Below are 24,772 nucleotides of genomic sequence, written 5' to 3' on the forward strand. Positions count from 1 at the left end.
GCTCAGGCTGTGTAGGTCGGCAAGTATCCGGCGTCGATGGCCTGCGCGAGTGAGGGCGCAGCTTTGTCTTTGTCGGAGAGCTGGTACTCGAGCGGTGAGCCGTCGCGAGCGAGGGTGGGCCAGTCGATCGCCAGATCGGTATCGAGCGGATTCATGTCGCGATCCAAAGCCGGGGTGTATTCGATCGAGCACAGGTACATCACCGTCGAGCCGTCTTCGAGCGACAAGATCGCATGCCCGAGGCCTTCCGGGAGATACACCGCACGACGGTCGACGTCGTCGATCAGCACGCTGTCCCAGGTCCCGAATGTCGGCGACCCGACCCGCAGATCGACGATCACATCCAGAAACGCACCCTTGGTGCAGGTGACGTACTTCGCCTGACCGGGAGGGGTGTCGGTGAAATGGATACCGCGCAGTACCCCGGCTGCCGAAACGGAGCAGTTCGCCTGCGCCAAATCCAACGGCCGCCCGACGGCCTGTTCGAAGTCCGAGGATTTGAACCATTCGAAGAACACGCCACGATCGTCACCGAACTGACGCGGGGTGAATTCGAAGGCACCGGGGATTTTCAATTCACGAAAACTCATCTGCAGATCCTCTACTTGCCGCGGTCGACGAGGTCGAGCAGGTATTGCCCGTACCCGGATTTGACGAGCTTGGTTGCCCGTTCCCGCAGCTGATCGTCGGTGATGAATCCCCGCCGCCACGACACTTCTTCCGGTGAACCAATTTTCAGGCCCTGCCGTTGCTCGATGGTGCGCACATAATTGGAAGCATCCAGTAGCGAATCGAAGGTGCCGGTATCGAGCCATGCCGTCCCTCGGGGCAACACTTCCACGGCAAGACGCCCGGCGTCGAGGTAGTGCCGGTTGACGTCGGTGATCTCGTATTCGCCGCGCGCCGACGGCTGAAGATCGCGGGCGATGGCGAGCACGTCGTTGTCGTAGAAGTACAGGCCGGGGACGGAGAAGTTCGACTTCGGGACCTTCGGCTTCTCTTCCAACGAGATCGCTTTGCCGGCGGCGTCGAATTCGATGACGCCGTACGCGCTGGGATCTTTCACCTCGTAAGCGAAGACCGCGCCGCCGTCGATGTCATCGAATCGGTCCAGCTGCGAGCCCAGTCCGGGACCGTAGAAAATGTTGTCACCGAGCACCAAAGCGGCACTGTCGGAGCCGATATGCTCCGCTCCGAGGACGAACGCTTGAGCGAGGCCGTTCGGCTCGTGCTGAACCTTGTAGGTCAGGTTGATGCCGAACTGGGAGCCGTCACCGAGCAGACGTTGGAACTGCTGCGAATCCTGTTCGGTGGTGATGATCAGAATGTCGCGGATATTGGCCAAGATCAGCGTCGAGAGTGGGTAGTAGATCATCGGCTTGTCGTACACCGGCACCAACTGCTTGCTGATGCCCATCGTGATCGGATGAAGACGCGACCCGGTACCGCCCGCCAGAACAATTCCACGCATATTCGGAAGTCTCCCAGATAGCAATAGTTTGCACATCGACTGCGCGATCAAAAGAACGCATTCAGCACCTCAGATCGGCAACCGAAAGGCCACCACCCGATGCGTGACTTCGCAACCCCAGTCGCATCTAAAACAATTCGGCAGGGGAATCCGCACCAGGATCGGTAGCTATGAGTAACACAGGGTTGCCCATAGGCCTACGCAACAAGAAAGCACAGTTACCTGCTATCAACCAACTGCGACCGCGCCCAGACCTACCCACACCCTGCCAAATAGCATCTAATTTTTCTACAGACAAGCAATCGTGACTACTTAAGGTCCCGTTTTGCGACTGCAGGGGATCCCACATACAGGAACCCCGGTCGACAATCACTCGTAACCAGCGATCCGGCCCCAATGACGCACCCGCTACCGACAACCACTCCTGGCATTAATATCGCCCCAGCACCTATCCAACACCCGTCTTCTACAACAATGGGCGCAGCGACAGACTTGCCCGCTCTGCGCGATCGCGGCCCAATTTCATGAGTACCAGTGATAAACAAAACGTTCATTCCGACATCACAACTTCTACCAACCGTAATCCGCGCACTATTGTCAAAGAAGCAACCGTAATTAATGGTCGCATTAAGTCCGATCGCAACATTATTTCCACCAAACCAACAATTCGGTGAGACAGTGCAGGCACCCTCAATATCTAGGCCAAGAAACCGGAGCGCCCGCCACCGTATTTTACGCGGCACCAAAGCAGATGAACAAACTCCATTAATAGTTAAGTCCCGCATCAACCGTTGAAACCCCATAAAATATCTCTTTCTACTATAAAATCATCAGGCCAAGACACACATAAGCGAGTGACTATAAGCCTTCACCTTCATCGTGTGCTTCAATAATTCCCAATAGACAAGCGTCGAACACCTCTCCCGAGAATCGCAATGCTGAGTCTGCTATTCTTTTTTTATCCCAATCAGTTTTGGCCGCGATGGATACGGATTCCGCGACAGATCGAGCGGTTAAGTCACCTACAAATATACAATTCAAATTTTCTGAACATGTATCTAGATACCCACCCGCACGAAGTGCAATCACTGGCGTCCCTACAGAGAATGCTTCAATTGGCGTTAAACCAAAATCCTCATTCGCGACAGCCACGAGCCCCGCACAGTTTGCGTACAACCACCACAACTGACGGTCCGTCAAACCACTGAGTGCAACCACTCGATCATGGCCTTGGATTTGCTCTTCCCAACCGTCCCCCACCACTATCAAATTTCTATCTGTGTAGTTCTTAAAGGCATCCAGCACGACATCAGTATTCTTATAGCCACGAGGACGGCCGACAGTCAAATAGAAATCATGACACTCGAAAGGGATGTCAACCTGCTCAACCGTCAGAACCGCGGAGAAAGGCGGATGCAAAACTATCGAATCACGAGCGTACGCATGTTGAATTCTGTCTCGCGAAATGGAAGAATTTGCGACGAAAATGTCGACCGATCTGGAGCTCCAGATATCGATTATCCTCACTATCCGCATAACAGCAATCGCGATAGCCCGCAACGGACGACTTAAACTGCCAAAATAGTCGGACGAAGCCCAAAACCAACGAGCCGGCGTGTGGCAGTATGCAACCTTAGTTCCACGAGTGCGGACGTACTGGCTCCATCCCGATGTACTACAGATTACATAATCGGCATCTATCTTGAACCTCGAAAAAATCCACGGAAGAAACAGAAATGCTAAACGCGGATCATTTCGAAACATTGACAACTTGTTGTACCTCGAAACTATCACATGGGCTTTCTTAAACTCAGGAAACGTCGTGTCAGGATTATAGAAGCTGGTATAAACAACCGCGTCTGGAAATAGACGCACAAGTTCAAGCACTACCCTCTCTGCACCTCCCCGCTGAGTAAGATAGTCGTGAACTATTGCGATAGTTGGCATGGCACCAGTATTACTATATGACATTTGAACCCCTCGACTGTCGGCATCCCAGCGAATAAATAGATCGAAGTTTAACAGCGTGGAAAGCTAGCGACCATGTAATATGCGCTGGCTGTACGATCACGGCTTTACCTTAACCAGACGCGCTGACTCTCTAGTCGGGATAAAATACTTCCAAACTGCATCGTCCGAAACATACCTTCTACACATTGCAACAGCCCACGCCAAGCTGGGAACCTTTGATACCAAGGTCGCTATCGCAGCTGCAATAGCACCGTAATGTGGAACCAACAACGATATCCCTGCGAACGCCACCAAAAACGTGGCAACTTCACCCAAAATAAGTGAACCTGGACGACCAACTCCCACCAAGGCTCCCGTCAGAATTACTATGCAACACAAGGGCAATTGTGCACACAGTAAAACGGCCATAATGGGAATAGACGGAAGGTAATCGGCACCTAGAACAAAAGGGACTAGAAACGGCAAGGTAACAATAATAAGGGTCGAGAGAACCGTCGTGGCTAGGAGCCCCATTGCGCTAGCCGCAGCCACGCCGCGGTGCTCACCTTGCGACACCCTGTTCCTGATCGGAAGCGCAAATGCAATCCCGACACTAGCAGGAAGTGATGCAAGGGTAATCGCGACTGCATAATAACCCAGCTCTATTTTGGTGGCAACCACGGTCAGAATTAGAATATCGATCCGTTGATTCAAGAACGCAATTGTACCAGTAGATCCACTGCGCATTGAAAAGCTGACAGCTTCCTTCATCGAAGACAAGGAAACCTTCTGAACACCGAAGAAACTCACCGCACAGATACCAGTCACGGCCCCTATGACAGCCGAGGTGAAGATCACAAGGCCCACAGTCAGAACGGTAGCACCCGAAATGTATAGAATAATCAAACCAAACACGGTGACGATACCAGGTAATAGCTTAACGATTGCGACAATACGCCAATCCCCAAATCCGGACGCTACTGCAACTGCAATAAAGCCGTAAATAAATACAGGAGAAAACGCACCGTACAGGAAAAGCAGAAGAAACACTACTGGGAGGTCACTCGCAACAAAATTTGCATAGGCTAGTACCGGCACAAAAACTAAACCACCAATTAAAAGTGAAAATATTAGTGACTCAGATGCCATCGACTTACGCGGCTCTGACTGCGCAGCCTTCCTTGCGTAAAAATCTGGAAGCCCAACTGTCAGCAACGCCATAAAGATCGTGGCTGGCACCACGGCAGTAGCAATGAGACCCCGGCCTTCCGGTCCTAACAGTCTCGCCTGAAGTGCTGCGGATATGATCCCGAGCCCCAGACCACCGAAGTTGGCTAACACAAGTATGGCACTTGAACTGGTCATCCTGCGAAGGATGGGCGAGATCTGTGGCTTTGGCCTTACCAACCTATGAGTCAAGCTCTACTGCTCAAAGATGCGGTCGACTTCTCTGTGCGTACGGGCAACCTACTCCCAATCGAGTGCGTTTCTTGCAAGCCCGTTACGCATAGAGCGGACAACAGCAAGAGCACGGTAAGTCCAGATACAGTCCAAGCAAAGGGGACGCTTATACTCAAAACGAGGACCGCCAAGACGCTGACGCCAGCCGAACGACCCGTCAGAGATTGGCACCTGAGCCCCCGCCACATACCATATGCAAACGGTGTAAGAAAGAGAAGAACTCCGATTAGACCAGTTTTCAGATAAATCGAGATATATACATTATGCGTGTCACGCTTCTCTACACTGATCACTTTGCCCGAGAAGTTGACGACTGAGCCAGGCCCAGATCCTATGGCTACCAGGAATGGATCACCAGCGAACTTGGAGAAAATCGTGTCCACCTCCTCGACCCGATACTGCGCGGAATTTTCATCGACACGAGCATCGAGATTGAAACGACTTTCCGATCCGAGCACGCCGCTGAAGACCAGTAAGATCACCGCAAGAGCCCCCACAACTACAAATTTTCGGACGAACGGCACCTGCTTTCGCGATATCACTATTCCAACCATGACGGCAGCAACCGAAGCTGCAACAAGGCTCAAGGTTTGACTCGCTAAGACTGCGCCGATAATCAATGCTGATGAAATATATCGGTTCTTAAGCTGACCTAGTTGCGGATTCAAAATCGCGAAGCAAATCACGATCGGAATGAGAATTTCACCACCCGGCCGCGATACTAACGGGTTAGCAGTGATACTCCAAAAGGAGTTCTGCCCCAACCCGATAATCCCGCTGTTACAAAGAATCCAACCAACAATACCAACAGTGCACGCAATGTAACCCAACAGTACAAGCCCCCGGATTGCGCGTTCCCGCCCCATTTCACGCACAAGTAGCAATGCAGGAAGCGCCATTGCGTACGCGGTTAAAAGCCGCAAGTCCAAAAACGGCGATATGAACTTGAAGGTATCTGTGGCGGGCTCGATTAATCTAAAGATAAGAAACGCCGGCCACCCTAGCGCAAGGGGTATATAGACACGATACTCGTGCATCCCAGGCGAACGGGTTACCAATATGACGGATCCAGCAATAATCGACAAAACAATTAGCGCGTCGACTTCAGTGAGGAGAACACCACCTACTGTGGTTTTAATAAGCTCAAATCCTGGCCGACACAGGATTACCCAAAATGTGGAGAATATGATGACAAATCGTGGAGCCATCATCGTATAGGCTAATGCTGCGGGTGCCAGCGCAATAGTTACACTCTGCGTAGCCAAGTATCCTGTGCCAAATGCTACTACAACAAAGATCGCCACTACAGATGCCAACGGGTGTCGGCGATCCTTAGCCGCTTGCAAACCTCCCCAACTGAGGTCTTTCCACCCCATATGGGGTGGTTTGGCCCAGCCGATACCTGTAACCACTATTTACCTCCACTTCGAGCCAGGAATCGTGAACCATCTTTTCTGTCATGAACTTTGAAATCTCGCGCCCTGAAACAGGGGCCGCGACACCGTCCGCATTTGTCTACGCGTCCGCACACTCCCTAGCCTCCTTGCGTTTCGGTCCCCGCCGTGCACATCGCCAATGGCGTCGCGGATCAATTACCAACTAACATCAGGTTTCCGCCAGGATTTAAATCCTCGATCTATGCTTAGATTAATTGCTAGTCGACCACATTCACAAAGCGCTTGGCCGACCCGCTTACGAAGATGTGGCAACTTTATTGCTCGATATGCAAATTCTAAACGATATTTTGTAACCCAGATGGGCGGAGATAGCACGGTACCCGCAATAACTTCAACGGCACCTCCAACACCTATTGCGATCAGACCTGGATGTCTTAGGCATATCTGACGGCATAAATATTCCTGGCGCGGACTTCCAAGAGCAACGATGAGAACCGCCCTTGCCCTATCTTCAGCCTGCGAAATCCAATTGGACAACTCGGCGATTCGATCATCGATGGTTTTGCTCGAAAAGTCGCCTCCAAATGCCGTCAACCCTTCGCGCTTATTCAGTACTTCGACGGCCTCCGGGGAACCCCCGACCACGATCCGTGTTCTGCCAGACCAAATGTCAGACTGATAGACAGCCTGAGCAATTTCTCTACCGGTTATTCTCTTCTGATTTATCCCATACAGCCTAAGCAATAGGCAGACGCCGTTCCCGTCTGGGGCAATTAAGTGCGATTCGCGGAGGGTCTCGCGGTAACGTTGATCCCGACGAGCCAACCAAAGCTGCCATGGAGCAACAGTACTAATCTGACCTGAGTCAAAATCGCGAAGTGTTCCCCACTCTATCAAGTCCACAAATCCGTAACCGAGTTCAACTCTCATCGGATATGCTCCTTGATTGCCGAAGCATAGAGGCTTCGAATTTGAGATGAAGTGTGTGGCCATGAGTAATTTTCCGACTTTTCGCGAGATGCTATCCTGAGTAAATGCAGCTCGTCTTTTGGCATCTGCGCAAGGCTTAAGAGCGCGACGCGTAGAGCCGAAGGCGACCCAGCAGGGAATACTATTGCGCCATGCGGCGCTACCTCAGCCAAGGCACCACTTGTGCTAATGATCGGGGCCAGGTATCGTGACATTCCCTCGACGAGGCTGCGGCAAAACTGTTCCGTCCACCCTGGTAATACATGGCTAGGAACGCATATAGCCTGGCAGTTCACGAACAATTTAGTTAGATCGTTATAGCTAAGAATTCCGTGGTCTGTGAAGTTCTCTGGCAGCACGACGTCAGCAGGTAACTCACCGCCTGCAAGGTGGATGCGAAGCCCGTCGATGTCGGCCCCAGCCTGGATCAGATCGTCGAATCCTTTGCGCTCCGTGTACCTGCCAGCAAAAATTAGTTGGACAACCCCTATATGTTTCGTCAGAGACATTTTTTCATCTTCTGGAACATCCACGCCGTTGCCCACAACTTCAACTATTTGTTTGTAGCCTTTTCTCTTCAGCACGTCCATTGCTTGCAGTGAGGGGACATAAGCTGCACTACTTCTTTCAAATGCACGGGTTTGGATTCGAGAAAATGGCAGTGGGTAACTTTTGAATACATTTTGGCTAGATCTGAAGATCATAGGTACGTGTTCCGGTATGGATCGGAGGACACTCCACATTGCCAGGGAGTATGGTTCCTCGTGCACATCGATCACATCGGGCGAAAATTGATCAATCTGCTTGCGCAGCTCTGCAATCCGGTACCACCAGAGAGGGTTTCGGAGCGGGCCCGTGGTCTTGCACGTAGTGACCTCAAGTAGATCGCGCTTTCGGGGCCTCCCAATGGTGAAGTCAGGAAGTTCGCGGTACCGAGTAGGGACAATCAATCGAACGACGGTCCCATCGCGCGCTAGTTCTTCGTCTCGGCTCTGATAGCGTTCAACCACACCGCCATGGAATATTCTTAAAACTCTCATTTTGACCGTTTTTCTCTGGAGCTCTTGCAAGCTCGAATTTTTCCGATTCCTCGCATTACGATATACTCGATGAGAGAATAATGCTTTCGATAAAATATCTTTTTGCTGATTTCGCGTTGAAGAGACCGGTTAAATCCTTTAGCAACGGACCCAGCCTCACCCTCATGCTCGACAACAATGCTGGTGTCAACTGCTACTATATGGCCGGAATCTTGAACTCGTTTAAATAGGTCATTCTCTTCGCAGTACATAAAAAAACGTTCGTCGAACCCACCCATCGCTTTGAGGGTGTCGGTCCGTATCGCGAAACAGCTACCCGACATGCATGCCGCGCGAATTAAGTGCGGTGTTGATAAAGGTTGTCCAACGGGGTACCTACGCGTCCGCCAAGGCGGTCCCATCATCTTTGAGAGGGAGTCCGAGTCCGATATGTACGGCGCGACTACGCCAATGGAGGGATTTTCATCCAAAGTCCGCGCAAGCAACATCACATTATCAGCGCTTATGTATGCGTCGGGATTGACAAAGACCACGAACTCGCAATCCTGAGCGTCGCGCCAACCACGGTTACAGCCCGCACCAAATCCTGAGTTACTTTGCCATATGTTCGTGACTGGGATGGTCTGGCTTAGTAATTCAAGTTGATCGCTGCTGCCATTATCGACGCGTATCACCCGGATCAGGCTCGTCGATTGGCCGACTTCAAGAGCCCCAATGAACCTTGGGAGTACCGCAGCGCTGTTGTGTGTCACGACCACCACTGCAATCACTGAAGCCCACTTATCAGATTTGTAATTGTGGCATCCCAATTGGTCCCCGCGCCGGTGGGATTCGGTGACGAATACCGTTTTCCGCCATCTAGCTCGATTGCGTTTGTCAAGTCCACCATTTTTTGTGCAATCTCTCCAACAGTTGCTTCGGGTAATAGTTGTGAATCTTCAGATAAGGAACGACTCAAAGTCGGTAAAGCTGTAGAAATAGTTGGTATTCCTGATGCAATTGCTTGCAAGATAGGCAACCCCAGCCCTTCATAGTTTGAGACGTGGACGTATCCTCCGCACTTACGAAATTCCATTTCCATCTGCCCGTTAGTCAAAGCGGACAGATGCACTATTCCCTCTGCTGAGGATCGTGGCGCATTGGTGATGATTCTCAAGGTCCAACCGTGTTTGTGAAGCCCTGACACCGACCACGCCCTAGTCAGATCATTGACCCTCTTATGCGGCCGGTTAGCGGCGACGTAAAGTAGTGTCTTCGTCGGGGTGCGGTTTGACGTGATATCCATCGCACCCATGTCAAGTGAGACGACGCGCGCCGCTGGGAAGTGATGTGTCACACGCTCAGCGGTAAAGTCGCTGACCGTAAAAACCGTGTCGAGCTTCTTGAGAGCCTTGCGCTCCCGAAACAGAAGACCGTTTCCCTCAGATTCGTCAAGACTTCGCAGATCATGAACGAGAGCAGCGTTGCGTTTGACGCGAGATGGCAGCATCGCTAGACGTGGTACAAGCATCCAGTCGCCTTGGGCAGTAATTAAATCTGAAAGCAGTCTCGTTCTTGCTTTGATCCCTGTGCCAACATTTTTCTCCGAGATAGTATCAATATGCAGTTCTGTTCGTTTCTTGAGCTCAAATAGAAGAGCGCGGCTAACCCGCCCAACTCCGGTCGTATCTGCCATACTGCGTCCATCGTAAAGTATTTTCACAATCGGCCTCGTATGCCATCTCTGAGCGCTACTGCTTGTTCAACGCACTCCGCTACCCTCGCTGCTACAACGCCTTGCCAGCCGAAAGATTCACGTGCGTAATGCCTTCGGCTTATTTTTGAGTATTCGGCCGCAGCGGTCGACATTTTGTGACTCCCTCCGACTCGGTGAAGCGCGCTAACTGAGTTCTGGACATACACTGCATGCGGCCCAGCGCGCCTGCTGAGATCGACATCTTCCCAAAACATAAAGAACTTCTCGTCGAAACCCTTCAGAGCAAGAAGGTCGGGGCGACGCCACACCATGAATGCGCCGCTCAACCAGCCGGCGGATGCAAGTCCGGGGCCCCCGCGGTCTACTTCACGCATCCGACGTAGCGCTAGATCACTGAGAGTAGGTAAGTATCTGGCATCGCTGGCGTGGGATCCATCGAGTCGATAAAGCCGCGGGCCAATAACACTGATGCCCTTCTCGTTCTCAAGAGTTTCGATCATTCGCAATAGAATCTTGGGTTCAAACTCTACATCTGGATTTATAATAGCCACGTACGGCGCCTCAGACCGGGCTAGCAGCGCGTTAATTCCTTTAGCGAAGCCGACGTTGGCTCCGCTTGTTACATCGACGCGGGCAGTTCGCGGAATTTCCCCGAGGGCCTCGGCCGTGCCTCCATTATCGCGGAAGTAGTATTTCCAATTCGGGGGCGACGTATCGATAAGGTGGTGCCAAAAACCCCTAATGTCTTCATTACTGTTATAGGTCAAAACGAGTATGTCGACGTTCGTCTGAGAAACGCAGTCATTGGCCGATCCCGACATATAGATTCCTTTCACTTCGGTTCAGACAACGCCACTGGCCCGCTACTTAACCTTTTACTGCAGGTTCGGGGTGATTTCCTAATACGCTCCGTCGCTACCTGCCACTGCCTTTACGGTCTTTGCAATGATAAGCAAGTCCCCCACCATCGACCAGTTTTCGACGTACGATAAATCTAGTCGCACAGTCTCTTCCCAAGATAGGTCTGACCGTCCACTTACCTGCCAAAGCCCAGTGATCCCTGGCTTGACCAACAATCTGCGTCGAACGTCTCCGTCATAGGTCTCAACCTCGCGACGCAGTGGCGGGCGGGGGCCAACCACACTCATTTCACGGCGGAGGACGTTCAAGAACTGTGGCAACTCATCGATGCTGAACTTCCGCATGAACCGTCCGACTCCTGTTACCCGTGGATCTTCACGCATCTTGAACAGCACACCGCCGGAACTATCATTCTGCGCGAGGAGGGTGTCAACCTGTTTGTCGGCGTTCTGGATCATGCTGCGGAACTTGATCATCGGGAACGGTTTGCCGTCGATGCCCATTCGCTCCGACTTGTAGAACACCGGGCCACGGCTTGTTGTCTTCACTGCAATGGCGGTCGCCAACAGTATCGGCGAGATCAGCACAAGCACGACCGTGGCGAAAATCAAATCGAAAGCCGTCTTGCTGAAGCGTTTGGCGCCGTTGTACTGAGGCTTTTCGACGTGGATCAACGGGAAACCGGCGACCGGGCGCATAACCAACCGAGGACCCGCTACGTCAACAACACCGGGAGCCACCACGAGGTCGACGTTCTTCTTCTCTAAATCCCAGACCATCTTGCGGATTCCCTTGGTTCCAAGATGCTCGGTGGCAGTCACAGCAACGGTGTCCGCGCCGGAGAGTTCGATGGCCTCGGCAACGCTGTGCTCGTCTCCGAGCACCGGGATCTCGTAGCCATCGACGATGGCTGCATCGCGCTTGGGCTCAAAGCCCGGCAGGCAAATACCGACCACGCTGTACCCTGCCCCGGGCGATCTCTCGAACTGCTTGGCCATCGAGACCGCGGCCGTGCGGCTACCGACGATGAGAACAGCCGTCTGATACTTGCCTTTGCTGCGCTTGGCAGCGACCCCCTTCCGCCACAACCATCGACTGACTAGGAGGCCCAAGAGACCGACCGGGAACGCGATCGCGAGGTAGAGGCGAGCGATGTCGATCTTGAACAGAAGCGACAGAATCGCGATGACACCGAAGAGCCGGAAGGTAGCCGAGACGATCCGCCGGTACTCCTCGGCGCCGTTCCCGATCACCCGGGTCGAACGGGTACGGAAGATAGCAAGGAACGCAATCCAGAGCCCTGCGAGGCCAACAGAGACTCCTGTGTAACTCAGCATAGCTGTGGTATGCAGTTCGCCGAACCGGATCAACTGTGCCAGTGCAACGGCAGCTATGACAACCAGGACATCGGTAACTCGGAGCCTGTCCATGTACTGGTGTTCCCACACCCGGCGAGAGGTCAACCGCCGTTCCCGCCACGCCGGCTTGCCTGGCGATACTGCATTCGAAGCCTGCCGCATTGATCCCAGTGTTGCCACCGACTCCCCCTCCTCACGGTACTGCGACAGCCTTGGGGGGACTGTCAACGATTGCCTGCGAACCCCGACGATTCAATTCCACATTGGCATGAAGGTACGTACTTCAGCCCGACTGCTCGAGCATTCCAATTTTCGCACGTTGCCTGAAGTTCGACTCGCCAAGTGAGTCACATCACAGTTTAATTACGTGGCCTAATTGGTTTACCACACCGACTACGCGGACCGCGAGCATAGCGCGTATAAAGATCAGCCCACACTACTCATCGAACGAACGCGAGGGACTGTTACACCCACGCACGCAAGCCGTCCCGACCAGCAATCTTGCACCGTGACAAGCGTTTTCCTGAAAGGAGCTACAGCGACACATAGCCGCCAGAGCCCACCACAACGCTACAAAACGAGCAGGCAACCGCGGTCGCGCGCGATAAATTTTCGTAACTGGAAACATTGACAATGCGGTTAGATTGCCAGATTAACGGTCATTCTGACGGTTTCCATGCAGTGGAAAACAATCTTGACGCCGATTCATACGATTGAATGACGCAAGTTCTTTTGGCCCTGGACAGACATTGTCGCGACTGTTAAATCGCTATTAAGAATGTCAGCTTTGCTTTACGGACGCCCAAGCCCGCGGTATGTCCATCCAGCGTCGCGCCACTGCACCGGATCGAGGCAGTTTCGGCCGTCGATCAAGGTTTTCGCCCGAACCACACTGTCGAGGTCCTTGGGCTTCAGCGCCTTGAACTCCTTCCATTCCGTCAACACCAGTACTACATCCGCGCCTTCGCACGCTTCGAGCGCCGAGGTGCTGTAGCCGAGTGTCGGAAACAGAGCTCGTGAGTTGTCCATTGCCTTCGGGTCGTACACATTGACCGCTGCACCCTGCAGTTGGATCTGACCAGCCACGTTGAGGGCAGGGGAATCGCGCACGTCGTCGGAATCAGGCTTGAAGGCGGCCCCGAGCACTGCCACTCTGGCCCCCAACAGGGACCCGCAGGCTTCTCTGGCCAACTCCACCATGCGGGTCCGCCTTCGCATGTTGATGTTGTCGACCTCGCGCAGGAACGTCAACGCCTGGTCAGCGCCCAGCTCACCGGCCCTAGCCATGAAAGCGCGGATGTCCTTGGGCAGACATCCGCCACCGAAACCGATTCCGGCGTTGAGGAACTTACGGCCGATGCGGTCATCATGTCCGATGGCATCTGCCAGCACTGTCACGTCAGCGCCTGCGGCTTCGCAGACCTCGGCGATCGCGTTGATGAACGAGATCTTGGTAGCAAGGAAGGCATTGGCCGATGCCTTGACCAGCTCGGCCGTCGCCAGATCGGTGACAAGGAAAGGAATCTGCTCTTCGAGCAGCTGCGCGTACACCTCGCGCGCCAATTCCTCAGCGCGGCCGGGACGCGCCTTGTCCACGCCCAACACCAGTCGATCCGGATGCAAGGTGTCCTTGACGGCGTAGCCCTCACGGAGGAACTCCGGATTCCACGCCACCTCGACCTCTTCGCCCACCGGGGCGAGCTCCCGGGCTCGTGTCGCGAGCCTGGCAGCTGTGCCGACCGGGACCGTCGACTTACCGAAGATGACGGCCGGCTTGGTGAGCAGAGGCGCGAGCTGCTCGATGACCGCGTCGACATAAATCATGTCGGCAGCGAACTCGCCCTTCTTCTGCGGTGTGCCGACACCGAGGAAGTGGACCTCGGCGAACTCTGCAGCCTCTTCATAGGAGGAGGTGAACTTCAGACGGCCCGCCGCGATGTTGCGCTGAAGAACCTCTTCGAGCCCCGGCTCATAGAACGGCACCTCGCCGGCCTCGAGCTTGGCGAGCTTGGCCGGATCGACGTCGACTCCGAGGACCTCATGCCCCAGCTCCGCCATACACGCCGCATGGGTCGCGCCGAGGTAGCCGGTTCCGAACACGGTAATTCGCATGGACAGTCTTCCTATTTCAGAGGCCGAATGTGAATCGCGAACAGTATGAACGCGAAGTCGAGCGCATGACGTCGATGACAAGTCATTGCTCTCGCACATCCTAAGGGCCAGATGTGACAAAGTGCGCGCCGGAACAACCACTGCCAATCGGGCAAGGATGACGCAACCGACACGGCGTCTTACCGCGAGATCACCAGCGGGGCAACAGGTCAGAATCGATGGTACAACCGGGCGTCTCAAAGGTTTCAACTGTCGTTCAGTTGAATGAATTCGTTTCTTGATTTCAGCTTCAATTACTTCATGTAATGCATGTCACATTCTCACGCATCGTTTTTTCGGCAGATACAGCAGACCCGCGATCATCGCACTGAGGCCTCAGCGCGAAGACTCGCCCAGCAATACGACACTTGGACCCTCAACTCCAGGAGTGCCCATCGCGCCTAAAGCAAGTAAATGGCTTGGTTTCTACGATGAGAGCGGAAATGGGAATTCACCCGAACTTGAGCCCTCGGGCAACAATTCTCCATAAAGCCCGTTTGGCTTCGTTGAAACAAACCTGTGAACCGATCGAATTCCGCGATTTTTAAGAAATTGTATGCCTAATGTGTAAAACGTCTACACACGGATTTAGGAGGAAATCCCTGACGCACCCAGCGCGTAGTCCGACGCCATTTCTCCATCTGTCGCTCATCGGACTACACCAGATTCGGCCCATGCGCCGCTGCACGTCCGCCCGTACGGAACCTCGATGACCAGCGCCTCCACACCAGGCGCAGCAAAGCGTCGCCGGCCGTGAAGGCTCATTCAACGTACAAATCCGGCTAGTCGGGGGACGCCGGTGTGCGGTTCAAATATGCCGCCGCAAAAAAGGGACTACATATGCCACAACCACGTTCTGCATTGAATGCGAATTTCACCCATCGTTATCGATTTTTTGCCATACCATCGGTCGGTATCCTTGCGTTGGGAACCGCTGCGCTATTGATACTGCCCAATGCGACGGCAGGTGCAGCCACCCCACCGGTGGGTCTGGGAACTGCAGACAGCTATGCAGTTCTGGCCGGTACTACGGTCACCAATACCGGCCCATCCATGGTCTCGGGCGATCTCGGGGTCAGCCCCGGTACAGCCGTGACCGGATTCCCACCGGGCCTGGTCAACGATGGCGTCATCCACTCCGCTGATGCCCCGGCGCTGCAAGCGCAGGCTGATCTGACCACCGCATACAACGACGCGGCAGGGCGGACGCCGCCGACATTGGTATCTTCCGATCTCGGTGGGCAAACCCTCGCTCCCGGGGTGTACAAAGCGGACTCTGCACTCGGACTGACCGGGACAGTCACCTTGGATGCCCAATCCGATCCGGCGGCCGTCTTCATCTTCCAAGCAGGTTCGACGCTGATCACCGCACCGAACAGCACCGTCGACCTCATCGGCGGTGCAGACCCGTGCAACGTCTTCTGGCAAGTCGGCAGCTCCGCCACGCTGGGCACGACCACCACGTTCGTGGGCACGATCATGGCGCTCACCTCGATCACCCTGCAAACAGGCGCCACAGTCGAGGGCCGAATCCTGGCGCGCAACGGTCAAGTCGCACTGGATACGAACACGATCACCCGGCCGATATGCTCCACGCCGCCCACTACAACCACCACGCCGCCCACTACAACGACGGAGCCACCGGTTACGACGACGGAGCCACCGGTTACGACAACGACAGAGCCGCCGACTACTACCCCGCCGGTCACCACCACCACGACCACACCGCCGATCACCACCACCACGACCACACCGCCGATCACCACCACCACGACCGCACCGCCGATCACCACCACCACGACCGCACCGCCAGTCATCACCATCCCGACAATCCCCGGCGTACCTACGATTCCTGGGGTCCCACCGGTAATCACGATCCCGCCGATTCCCGGGGTTCCGACCTTGCCGGGCGTACCCACAATCCCTGGCGTACCTACAGTGCCAGGCGTGCCCACCGTGCCGGGCGTACCTACAGTTCCCGAGGTTCCGCACACACCAGGAACACCCGAAGCTCCACAGTCGCCAGCTCCTAACGGCGGCCCGAGCACCAATGCACCGGGTGGTCAGATCACCCAGATACCCAACGGCGGAGTCGAGACCGGTGACGGCAGCACGATCAGCCAAGGCGATACGCGCCACTGGGCACCGATCTGGATTTCTGCCGCGGCCCTCGTCGGTGGAGCCGCACTGATAGTTGCCAGGCGACAGCACCGAAACACCAACGGCAGCTGATGTTCTCGCATCGCTCAGAATTGAGTGATCGTCCTACTGCGTCCCGACGTCGGGGCGCAGTAGGAGGGTTCGCCGTAGCCGTGGCGCTTGCACTGGCCTTGGTCACCGGTTGCAGTGCCCCGGCAGAACCCGATGGGTCCATCGTCGGGCAGCCGTCGTCGTTGGTCGACTCCTCTGCTTCTGCCTCGTCGGCCGCTACGCCACCGGACGCACCTGCACTCCTGCCTACGGGGGATGCGGACGTCGTCGACAAAGCAGCCGGCGCGCCTGCTGCGTCGGCGTCAATACCGATACGGATCGAAATCCCCGCCATCGGCGTCGATTCCGACCTCATCGGACTGGGCTTGAAATCCGACGGCACCATGGAGGTGCCGGCGGAGGGGTTCCCCGGCGGTTGGTACGACGGCTCACCCACACCGGGCGAGCTGGGGCCGTCGATCATCACTGGGCATGTCGACTGGGCCGGGAGCCCGGGGATCTTCTATCGGCTTCGTGAACTCAGCAGCGGGGACAGCGTCATCGTCAGCCGTCAGGATGACACCGTGCAGACCTTCACAATCTCCGATGTCGAGCAGTATCCCAAGGCCGAATTCCCGACGGCATCGGTCTACGGCGATATTGACTATCCCGGACTCAGGTTGATCACCTGCGGCGGTGCATTCGACGATGGTGCCGGCAGTTACGACGACAACATCGTCGTCTACGCCGCACTCACCTAGAAGCCCGCCGACTGATTACAGTCGAATCACTGTGCAGGTCGGGCGGATTCCACCCCGACCTGCACAGCCATTCGAGAGCTCAGTTCAGCGCAGGCTCATCGCAAGCATCCCGGCCGCTACGATGCCGCCGCCGGCGAGCCCGATGTAGACGTCGATCATGCGGGGTCTGAGGAAGACGCTACGTCTGCGCACTTTGTACATAAGAAGTCATCATGCCGGTGATTGAGCGTCAAACCAAGTCATTCGCCCGAATGTTTCTGACGAGCCCATGTCGCTGCGTGCCCCGGCCGTGGCCGGACTCTACGACACCACAATCGGGCAGACGGCGACAACGCGCCCGCTATCGGCCTTGTCGCCGGTCGCATGGGTGGCGTTGATCGCAGTGGCACCGTTGACCGTTGTACTCGTTCGCCAGATCCAAGCCGCATGCGTAGACCACTTCGCCAACCGTCAGCCGCCGGGTGCGTCCACCGAATAGATTCGCCAGCGGATCATGCCGCCCGGACCCACCACGCTCATCTCCCGAGCACCGAGGCCCGCTCCGTCCTCCCACAAACTGGGATACCGCGTGTTGATGGCATCCATGCCTCCGTCCGCCACGGGATCGGAGACCAAGATGTACCTGATGCCACTCGCTGCGGGGTCGTTGAGAACCGCGAAGAAATCGAAGTCGCTGGTGATCACGAATTGGTCGGGCCGGTTCGACGATAGCCAGATTCCCCAACTCTGGAAGCTATCGGAAAGTACCGATCCTTCTGGCAGATTCTGCCGATCGAGCCACTCGGCGATCGCCCGGTCGTCCTGGAAAAGTTGAAAGTAGTACTCCTGGTCCATCGGATTCGTCGAGGGCGACACAATCGACCGCAAACCGAACTGCACACTCTGATTCCCCACTGCCGGGTTCAGCATCGATATCCAGGTGACCGGAATGGACGTCACCGCGACGACGAGCATGGCCACACCGGGCAGATGCCGAGCCCATCCCGACGCACTCCGCGCACTCACTGTTGCCGGTGACCACCACGTCAAAATCGTGATGACCACAAGCGGAATGACAAAGATGTAGAACCTGAACCACCCGAAGGTGGTACCGGTGATTTGAGCCGCGGCCTGAAAGATGATCACCCCGCCGAACAGGGCGGTAGGGACGAAGGAGTCGAGGCGTCGTTGTCTTTGTGCGACAACAGCTGCAACAGCCAACACCACGAGCAGCAACGGCTGCATGCCGAAGATTCGAGCGAGAATTTCGCCACCGGCCGCGGCCAGGTCCACACCGCTCCCGCCTTGGTTCACCGCAGCCACCGATACCTGCGAGGAGTTTCCGTAGGGGGAGGTGATCTGCGAAATCGCCTCCCCGGTCAAGACCCACCCGGCAACTGCCCAGACCACGAATGCTGCCGCCGAGGGCAATCCCACGATCACGCCGTCGTGCAGAGCTGTCCCCAGAGCCCCCTTGTTTCCGGCGGTACCCCGATAACGCAACCAGGTCACCAGAAACACACCCACCACTGCTGCCGCCGCCACACTGAGCGCGTCGTAACGCACCAGATAACTCGCTCCGATCGCGAAACCCGCCCACGCCAAATCGAGCACGTCGTGAGTAGTCATCCACAACAACAACCGTCGAACAGCAACGACGACGAAGAAGATGAACGCGGCCTCGCTCAACCCCGTCGCGCCGTACTCGATGATCATGGGATTGAGGGCGAAGGTGGCTACGGCGAGCCACCGCCATACCCGAGGCACGTTCCGGTCCAACGCAATACGACGAACGGCCACCACCGCGAGCGCCATGAATACCGCACTCTGCACCACACCTGCCAAACCCAGCGTCTTCATCTCCGGCCACACCGGAGTCAGCAACAGCAACGGGATCTCGACGACGCTCGGTAGTGGATTCCACACGAACCCGATCGCACCCAGATGCGGGTCACGGCTGAAGATTGTGTAGCCCGCATTGGCCACGCGAGAAGGACCGTCGCCGTCGATCAGGTTGTATGTCGATGCCAGCAGGTAGCCGACGACGCTGTAGAGCACCGCACACGGGAGGAACAGTGCATAGGTCCAGACACCCTCGTGCCGTGCAGGTTCAGCGATGATCGGGGTCTCGGATCGCCGAACGTCCGTTACCGTCACTACCGGGACGCCGCTCGTTTACGACGTCGATCCATCCACAACCCGGCCACCATCACGGCCGCAGCGACAACCACGGCCGACGCTCCGATCCAGAGCCACGTCACCCACCCACGCTCCGGTCCTGACACCGCGCCTGCCGGTCCGTCGCTCATCACTGTCATCGGCACGGCCTCACCGCCGAGACCAGCAGCGACGACGTCGCCGGACAGATCCGCCCAACTTCCACCGGCAGTAGCTCGGTCGAGGACCGGCCCGACCAGGGACCACTCCCCCGTCGTCGTGATTGCTACGACGGTCCGATCGCCTTCCGCAAAGACCTGCAAAGACCCGATTCCGCCGTCGACGTCCATAGTCACGCCTTGATCGTTCGAGATCTTCACCGCCCCCTCGGCGACAGCCAACGGCGCCGATATCCCCGCCGCTCCGAGTGAGTCCGCATCGGCCACCACCAGAGCTCCCATGCCGCTACCGACGACCTCGTCCATCGGTGCAACCATCGGCCGCATCACCGCGTTCGCGGTGGTCTGCATCGACGCCACCACGCGCGTCGCGTAGGACAATCCCAGCACGCCATCGGCTTCCGGGTCCTGCTCGTCGAACGCGACCTGGAAGGTCGGCATGAGGCTGGTGGGTAGGGATTTGAATCCGCCGGTGCCGCCGCTACTTCCGGACACCGTGACCGTCGACTCCGGGTCGATCGAAAACTGGATCGGAGCAGTGAACGGAGTGCACCCGGCAGTCGGGCTGTAGGTCAGGGCCACATTGAGGCCGACGGTGCGGGCGATGGCCCCGCCGGCGACGGTGAACGTCGTGTCCACTCGGCCGGAGGAATCCAACTCTTGCGCATGCATCACCTGACCACCGGCAGAAATAGTGGCAGTGGCGGTGGCGTCGGACACCGGGGTGTAATCGGCCATCAGATGCACCTTCATACTGCCGGGCTGAGTCAGCCCGAAGGAACTGGAGTCGAAGCCCGAAAACAGTTGCGCCGAGCCGAGAACCGACGTCGATGCGACGGCGCCGAGCTGCTCGAAGGTCAAGGTGTCGATACCCAGGATCTCATCAGCTTCCAGATTGGTCACCGTTGCGGACCGGACCTGAACGATTCGGTCGAGACCGGCAGTGAACACCCCGACCTGATCGGCCAGCGAAGAACCGGTTCCGTTGAGAACGAGAACGGACCCCGCGCCGGTATCGGTGATACTGGCCGCCGGCTCGGTGTCGTCGCGCACCACGACCGAACGGGTCAACCCACCACCACCGACAGGGACCGGCGCCGTCCGCCCCAAAGGCCGTACCGATATCTGCACTGGAATGGGGCCGTACCGATGCACCAGGGCCGCAGCCAGAGTCAACACACTCTCCTTCTCGGCGGTCGTCGGCTCCGGATCCACGAACACCTCCACGGTATCGAGCACCGAGGGAAAGAACTGCTGCACCGTCTCCGGGACTAGATCTGCAGCAATGAAACTGACCGCAAGGTCGGCCGCCGTCAGCCGCTGCGGCGCACCACACACCGCACTCGAACGGTCGAGCGGCCTGACGGTCATCCGCAGTGTCGCCACACCAGCAGCGGCATCGACGGCCGCACCCGCGAGATCTATCGAGAACGGAGTCACACGCTGACCCGACTCGATGTCAGGGATGTCCGCCGAGCCGAGAAAACGACCGTCGGCCGACGTGACCTCGAGATATCCCCGTCCGAGTTCGACAGGAGAGCGCAACTGACCGGTCAAGGCGAGCATCGAGCTCCCGGCCGGAACGGGGACCTGCACAGCCTGTTCCACGTCAGCCGCCTCGAAGACGATCTCGGATCCGAGACCCAACGACGGCCAATTCAGAACCAATGACTCACCGTCCTGATCCTCGATCGACTCGGAGGGCTGGGCGTCGACGGTCGACGCAAATCCCACCATCGACAGCGAAAGCACCAGTCCTACTACGAGACCCGAGCACGCCATTCTCACTCGACCACAGATCGCATTCACTTGTTTCCCTCACCATTGTCCGACAGGCCATGAACAGTTTTTTCCCAATACGAAGCACGGAAGAAGAGTTGAAATAGCCCCTTGACCGCCGCGAGCCCCTGCATGACCCAGTACGCGGGCACGGTCAGCGCGGCGAGGAGAAGATACGGTTTGTCGGTTGCCCGCGTAGAGATCAGCCCCAACATCAGTGTGACGACGTTCCCCAGTGTGAAGAGCAGCAGACTGACGTAGTAGATCGCGCCGGGTAGGAGCGTCTCCATGATCGCCGGATGCCCGACGTACCAGAACAAGACGCTGGACCAGAAGATCAAGTTGATCACGTTGCTCAACGGCATCCCCAGCGTGGTGTTCGCAAACCGCAGAGTCGAAACCAAGCCTATCTCACGCACCAGTTCCCGCGGCGAACGGAAGTGCACCAGAAAGGTCTGCAAGTAGCCCTTGTACCACCGGGAACGCTGACGAATCCAATTGACCGGATCACTGTTTGCTTCCTCGAGAGTCACCGAGTCCATCAGTGCCGTCCGGTAACCGTGACGCGCCAGACGAATTCCCAAGTCGGCATCCTCGGTCACGTTGAAGGAGTCCCAACCACCCAGCTCTCGCCACACACTGCTCCTGAAGTGATTCGAGGTTCCACCGAGCGGAATGACACATTTGCGTCGGGCAAGCGCGGGAAGCATGTAGGTGAACCACTGGTCGTACTCCATGGCGAACCACTTGGTCAGGATGTTCTGCTTCTCGTTGAAGTAACCGAGACGGGCTTGAATGCAGGCTACTTCCGATGGCGACTCGGCGAACATTACTGCAGCTCTGCGCAATTGAAGTGGATCAGGGATGTCCTCGGCGTCGTAGATGGTGGCGTACTCACTGCGCTCCAACTCGAGCGACATTCCATAGTTGCAGGCCTTCGGTTTCGTTCGGGGCTCGCTCGGTGGCACCAGTACCGGAGTGACACCGCCTACGTGCCCTTGCTCGAACGCCTCGATAGTGGCGGAATCGTCTGCTTCGAGCAGCAACAGAATGTCCAACTTGTCGGACGGGTAGTTCAACCGACCGACGCCGTCCATCAGCGTCCGAACGATCTCGGGTTCGTCGAATACCGGAAGCAGGACTGTGTAGTGGGGTAACTCGTCATCGGGGACAGCCAGCGCCCGCTCGTCGGACACACGCACGGCAACGCTCTTGGTCATTCCGAGATGCAGCAGGTACGTCTTGTCGATGGTGGATGCCAGGTAATACAGGTTGACGACCACGACGATCGCGGTCAGTGTTTTGTCGGTCGCCAACACCAGCGACGTCGACAGCACCAACGCACACGCGAGCAGTCCGATCACCTGGCCACGTGTGAATGTCACTGCCGCGGACCAACGGGCGGGCAGTGCTTGGGTGTAGTCAGTCACCGAAGGATCCGCTCGCCAGGATCGATTCGAGCGTCTCCACCAGGGTGTCCATGTACTTCTCCTGGCCCGAATCCCACTCCGCGCTGCCCTGTTGGCGAGCCAACCAGTCGATCGGTCCAAGTACGGTTCCCTCGAACGTCGGCATCTCCGGCCGGGGAACGTTGCGAGGTTCATCCGCGCGCTTCGACATCATGAGATACACGCGCTGGAACACCTTGCCGTCGTCGGCGGACTGTGTCTTCCACGTCCACCCCAGCGCTGCCCACAGTGGTTCATTCGGAGTACTGACCTCGTCGGAACCGTTCTGCGAACCCACCACTACGACACCATGATCCAATTCGGCGAACTTCTCCTTCACACGGGCCGGCGGATTCGACGCGTACCAGATCGAACCCCGGAAGCTGGAGAGAACACCCGCCGATCGGGCGGTGAACACGTCGAGAAACATCACTCGCTCAGGATCTCCGGCGAGGTCCAACTCGTACCGGACTACCGAGCCGCCGGGTCCCAGAATTGCCGGTCCCCAATCGAACCGTTCCTGCTCGCTCACAGTGAAACTGTTCGAATCCGCCAGGCTGTCGAGCCAATCGGTCGGGGCGGTCGCCATGCCCGATTCGCGCACCCTCGAAGCAGGAGCCGGAAGAACCGCAAGCGCCAGCAAGGCCACCAGACCCAGCACGAACACCGAAATCAGCGACCGTTGGGGCATCGCCAGATACGCCGCGGGTTTACCGGCTCCCGGACGAGAGAACGCGTACGCGGCCGCGCAGCAACACGTCACGATGGACGGAACCACCAGACCCGCAGTACTCGACAGCGGTGTCAAGGCCACCGCGCCGAGAACGGTGCACACCGCCACAGCGAACGACAACCTCCAACGCACCGGCCGGCGCACCATCGCAAACCACACGGCAAGAGTATTGAGACCAGCGACGACGAGACTGAACACCATGGGGGTGCCGCCGAAGTACGCAGCGGTGAGCACTACCGTTCCCGGGAAGCAGAACGCCGTGAACAGAATAACGCGCCATCCGCGAAACGCCCGTCTGATGCCGAAATTGAGAATGCATCCGCAGAAGACCACCGCGAAAATTGGCACCAGCTCGATGTGCCACAGCGTCGCACTCGCCAAGAGTCGTGGGATCGCCATATACGTGCATCCGATAACCACCACGCAGATGACCAGCGCCGCGATCCAGTCCAATTCTTTGTCGTCGATGACCCGCCCCTGAGTGACCTGACCGACTCCGTACCCGATCATGACCACCCACATCGGCAACAGAACCAGATAGAGCGTGGGCGCACCGTCGACTACTGCAAAAAAGTTTGCGGAAATCACCGGCGCGAATGCAATAGCCGTCGTCCCCGCAGTGAGCAGAAAGCGACCGACAAGGGTGAATTGCCTAGGAGCACGGATACTTCGAGAGATCCGCGTACGCAGAGCTTCTTTGTCGGGTGCCTGCACGTGAGCTGTTTGGTCCAACGTCATCGACGCGTCCGACGTACCGCAGCCGACATCGCGCTCCCCCTTGACATTTGCCATCATGCCCGATCACCGCCAGGGTGGCGCACCGGAGAATTACTGCATAGGCAGTAAAGCAAGTAAATCGAAAAAGTACAGCACGGTATCCACGTTAGTGAGGCAGCTCACCAACGGCACGAAACGGGCATCAAGACCGAATGATGCGCAATATCAATACTTAAGATCATTTATTGCGAGGGGGCTTTACACGGCGCACTATTTTCCACCGATCGCTTGAATGGCACACTGAAAACATTCATTCGTATGAATGAACCATTCAAGCCGGGATGTCTCTGAGCCGGCGGGAAAAGACGCGAGAAACTCGGTCCACGACGCGGCGATATTCCGGTCGACGCTGCAGATTGCACTGTTCCAGCATCGGAATGCTCACGCTCAGCAGCAACGCCAGCATCGGCCAACA

At 56.7% G+C, this 24,772-nt stretch carries 20 protein-coding genes; 3 read left to right on the plus strand and 17 right to left on the minus strand.

Annotated features, from left to right (window positions below):
• Window positions 1-2 precede the first annotated feature (2 nt).
• The 13 genes from BJI47_RS17715 to BJI47_RS17770 all read right to left on the minus strand — a co-directional run bounded on the left by BJI47_RS17715 (window position 3) and on the right by BJI47_RS17770 (window position 14,315).
• Window positions 3-590, minus strand: a complete 588-nt coding sequence (locus BJI47_RS17715) for a dTDP-4-dehydrorhamnose 3,5-epimerase family protein (protein ID WP_088942945.1) — start codon at window positions 588-590, stop codon at window positions 3-5.
• Window positions 591-601: 11 nt separating this feature from the next.
• On the minus strand, window positions 602-1,471 hold the full coding sequence (rfbA, locus tag BJI47_RS17720) for a glucose-1-phosphate thymidylyltransferase RfbA (RefSeq protein ID WP_088942946.1): 870 nt from the start codon (window positions 1,469-1,471) through the stop codon (window positions 602-604).
• 308 nt (window positions 1,472-1,779) lie between these two features.
• A complete protein-coding gene (locus BJI47_RS25040) occupies window positions 1,780-2,274 on the minus strand; it encodes a DapH/DapD/GlmU-related protein (protein ID WP_368655905.1) in 495 nt (164 codons plus the stop codon).
• A 55-nt stretch (window positions 2,275-2,329) separates the two neighbouring features.
• Window positions 2,330-3,418 carry a glycosyltransferase gene (locus tag BJI47_RS17730; protein ID WP_176224940.1) on the minus strand — a complete coding sequence of 363 codons (1,089 nt, stop codon included), beginning with the start codon at window positions 3,416-3,418 and terminating at the stop codon, window positions 2,330-2,332.
• A gap of 120 nt (window positions 3,419-3,538) precedes the next feature.
• Window positions 3,539-4,786, minus strand: coding sequence for an oligosaccharide flippase family protein (locus BJI47_RS17735; RefSeq protein ID WP_088944980.1), 1,248 nt, complete (start codon window positions 4,784-4,786; stop codon window positions 3,539-3,541).
• Between the two features lie 50 nt (window positions 4,787-4,836).
• Window positions 4,837-6,198, minus strand: coding sequence for an O-antigen ligase family protein (locus tag BJI47_RS17740; protein ID WP_176224941.1), 1,362 nt, complete (start codon window positions 6,196-6,198; stop codon window positions 4,837-4,839).
• A 276-nt stretch (window positions 6,199-6,474) separates the two neighbouring features.
• A complete protein-coding gene (locus BJI47_RS25045; protein ID WP_088944982.1) occupies window positions 6,475-7,272 on the minus strand; it encodes a WecB/TagA/CpsF family glycosyltransferase in 798 nt (265 codons plus the stop codon).
• The gene (locus BJI47_RS17750; protein ID WP_088944983.1) at window positions 7,206-8,288 is read right to left on the minus strand and encodes a glycosyltransferase family 4 protein; all 1,083 of its coding nucleotides are present in this window, start codon (window positions 8,286-8,288) and stop codon (window positions 7,206-7,208) included. Before BJI47_RS17750 ends, BJI47_RS25045 begins: the two co-directional genes overlap by 67 nt.
• On the minus strand, window positions 8,285-9,058 hold the full coding sequence (locus tag BJI47_RS17755) for a glycosyltransferase family 2 protein (RefSeq protein ID WP_368655906.1): 774 nt from the start codon (window positions 9,056-9,058) through the stop codon (window positions 8,285-8,287). Before BJI47_RS17755 ends, BJI47_RS17750 begins: the two co-directional genes overlap by 4 nt.
• Complete coding sequence (locus tag BJI47_RS23795) at window positions 9,055-9,963, minus strand: glycosyltransferase (protein ID WP_125458751.1); 909 nt, start codon at window positions 9,961-9,963, stop codon at window positions 9,055-9,057. The genes BJI47_RS17755 and BJI47_RS23795 overlap by 4 nt, the downstream gene beginning before the upstream one ends.
• Window positions 9,964-9,986: 23 nt before the next feature.
• The gene (locus BJI47_RS25050) at window positions 9,987-10,805 is read right to left on the minus strand and encodes a glycosyltransferase (protein ID WP_088944985.1); all 819 of its coding nucleotides are present in this window, start codon (window positions 10,803-10,805) and stop codon (window positions 9,987-9,989) included.
• 78 nt (window positions 10,806-10,883) lie between these two features.
• Window positions 10,884-12,365, minus strand: coding sequence for a sugar transferase (locus BJI47_RS17765; protein WP_088944986.1), 1,482 nt, complete (start codon window positions 12,363-12,365; stop codon window positions 10,884-10,886).
• A 630-nt stretch (window positions 12,366-12,995) separates the two neighbouring features.
• Entirely contained in the window at window positions 12,996-14,315 is a 1,320-nt protein-coding gene (locus tag BJI47_RS17770) for a UDP-glucose/GDP-mannose dehydrogenase family protein (RefSeq protein ID WP_088944987.1), read from the minus strand.
• A gap of 879 nt (window positions 14,316-15,194) precedes the next feature.
• Between BJI47_RS17770 and BJI47_RS17775 the strand changes: the two genes are divergently transcribed.
• The 3 genes from BJI47_RS17775 to BJI47_RS17785 all read left to right on the plus strand — a co-directional run bounded on the left by BJI47_RS17775 (window position 15,195) and on the right by BJI47_RS17785 (window position 17,783).
• Window positions 15,195-16,586: an ice-binding family protein gene (locus tag BJI47_RS17775; protein ID WP_088944988.1), complete on the plus strand. Its 1,392-nt coding sequence runs from the start codon at window positions 15,195-15,197 to the stop codon at window positions 16,584-16,586.
• An 80-nt stretch (window positions 16,587-16,666) separates the two neighbouring features.
• Window positions 16,667-17,305 (plus strand): class F sortase, encoded by a 639-nt coding sequence (locus BJI47_RS17780; RefSeq protein ID WP_217808558.1) that lies wholly within the window; start codon window positions 16,667-16,669, stop codon window positions 17,303-17,305.
• A 268-nt stretch (window positions 17,306-17,573) separates the two neighbouring features.
• A complete protein-coding gene (locus BJI47_RS17785) occupies window positions 17,574-17,783 on the plus strand; it encodes a hypothetical protein (protein ID WP_088944990.1) in 210 nt (69 codons plus the stop codon).
• On the opposite strand, the gene BJI47_RS17790 is transcribed toward BJI47_RS17785, so the two are convergent.
• Genes BJI47_RS17790 through BJI47_RS24770 form a run of 4 tightly spaced genes read right to left on the minus strand, consistent with a single transcriptional unit; the run spans window position 17,756 to window position 24,375 of the window.
• Entirely contained in the window at window positions 17,756-19,441 is a 1,686-nt protein-coding gene (locus BJI47_RS17790) for a hypothetical protein (protein ID WP_254900667.1), read from the minus strand. The genes BJI47_RS17785 and BJI47_RS17790 overlap by 28 nt on opposite strands.
• Window positions 19,441-21,402, minus strand: a complete 1,962-nt coding sequence (locus BJI47_RS17795) for a hypothetical protein (RefSeq protein WP_088944991.1) — start codon at window positions 21,400-21,402, stop codon at window positions 19,441-19,443. Before BJI47_RS17795 ends, BJI47_RS17790 begins: the two co-directional genes overlap by 1 nt.
• A 23-nt stretch (window positions 21,403-21,425) precedes the next feature.
• Window positions 21,426-22,829, minus strand: a complete 1,404-nt coding sequence (locus BJI47_RS17800; protein WP_254900668.1) for a glycosyltransferase family 2 protein — start codon at window positions 22,827-22,829, stop codon at window positions 21,426-21,428.
• On the minus strand, window positions 22,822-24,375 hold the full coding sequence (locus tag BJI47_RS24770; RefSeq protein WP_254900669.1) for a hypothetical protein: 1,554 nt from the start codon (window positions 24,373-24,375) through the stop codon (window positions 22,822-22,824). The genes BJI47_RS17800 and BJI47_RS24770 overlap by 8 nt, the downstream gene beginning before the upstream one ends.
• Window positions 24,376-24,772 lie beyond the last annotated feature (397 nt).

The organism is Rhodococcus sp. 1168 (assembly GCF_002091955.1).
Taxonomy (GTDB): Bacteria; Actinomycetota; Actinomycetes; order Mycobacteriales; family Mycobacteriaceae; genus Rhodococcoides.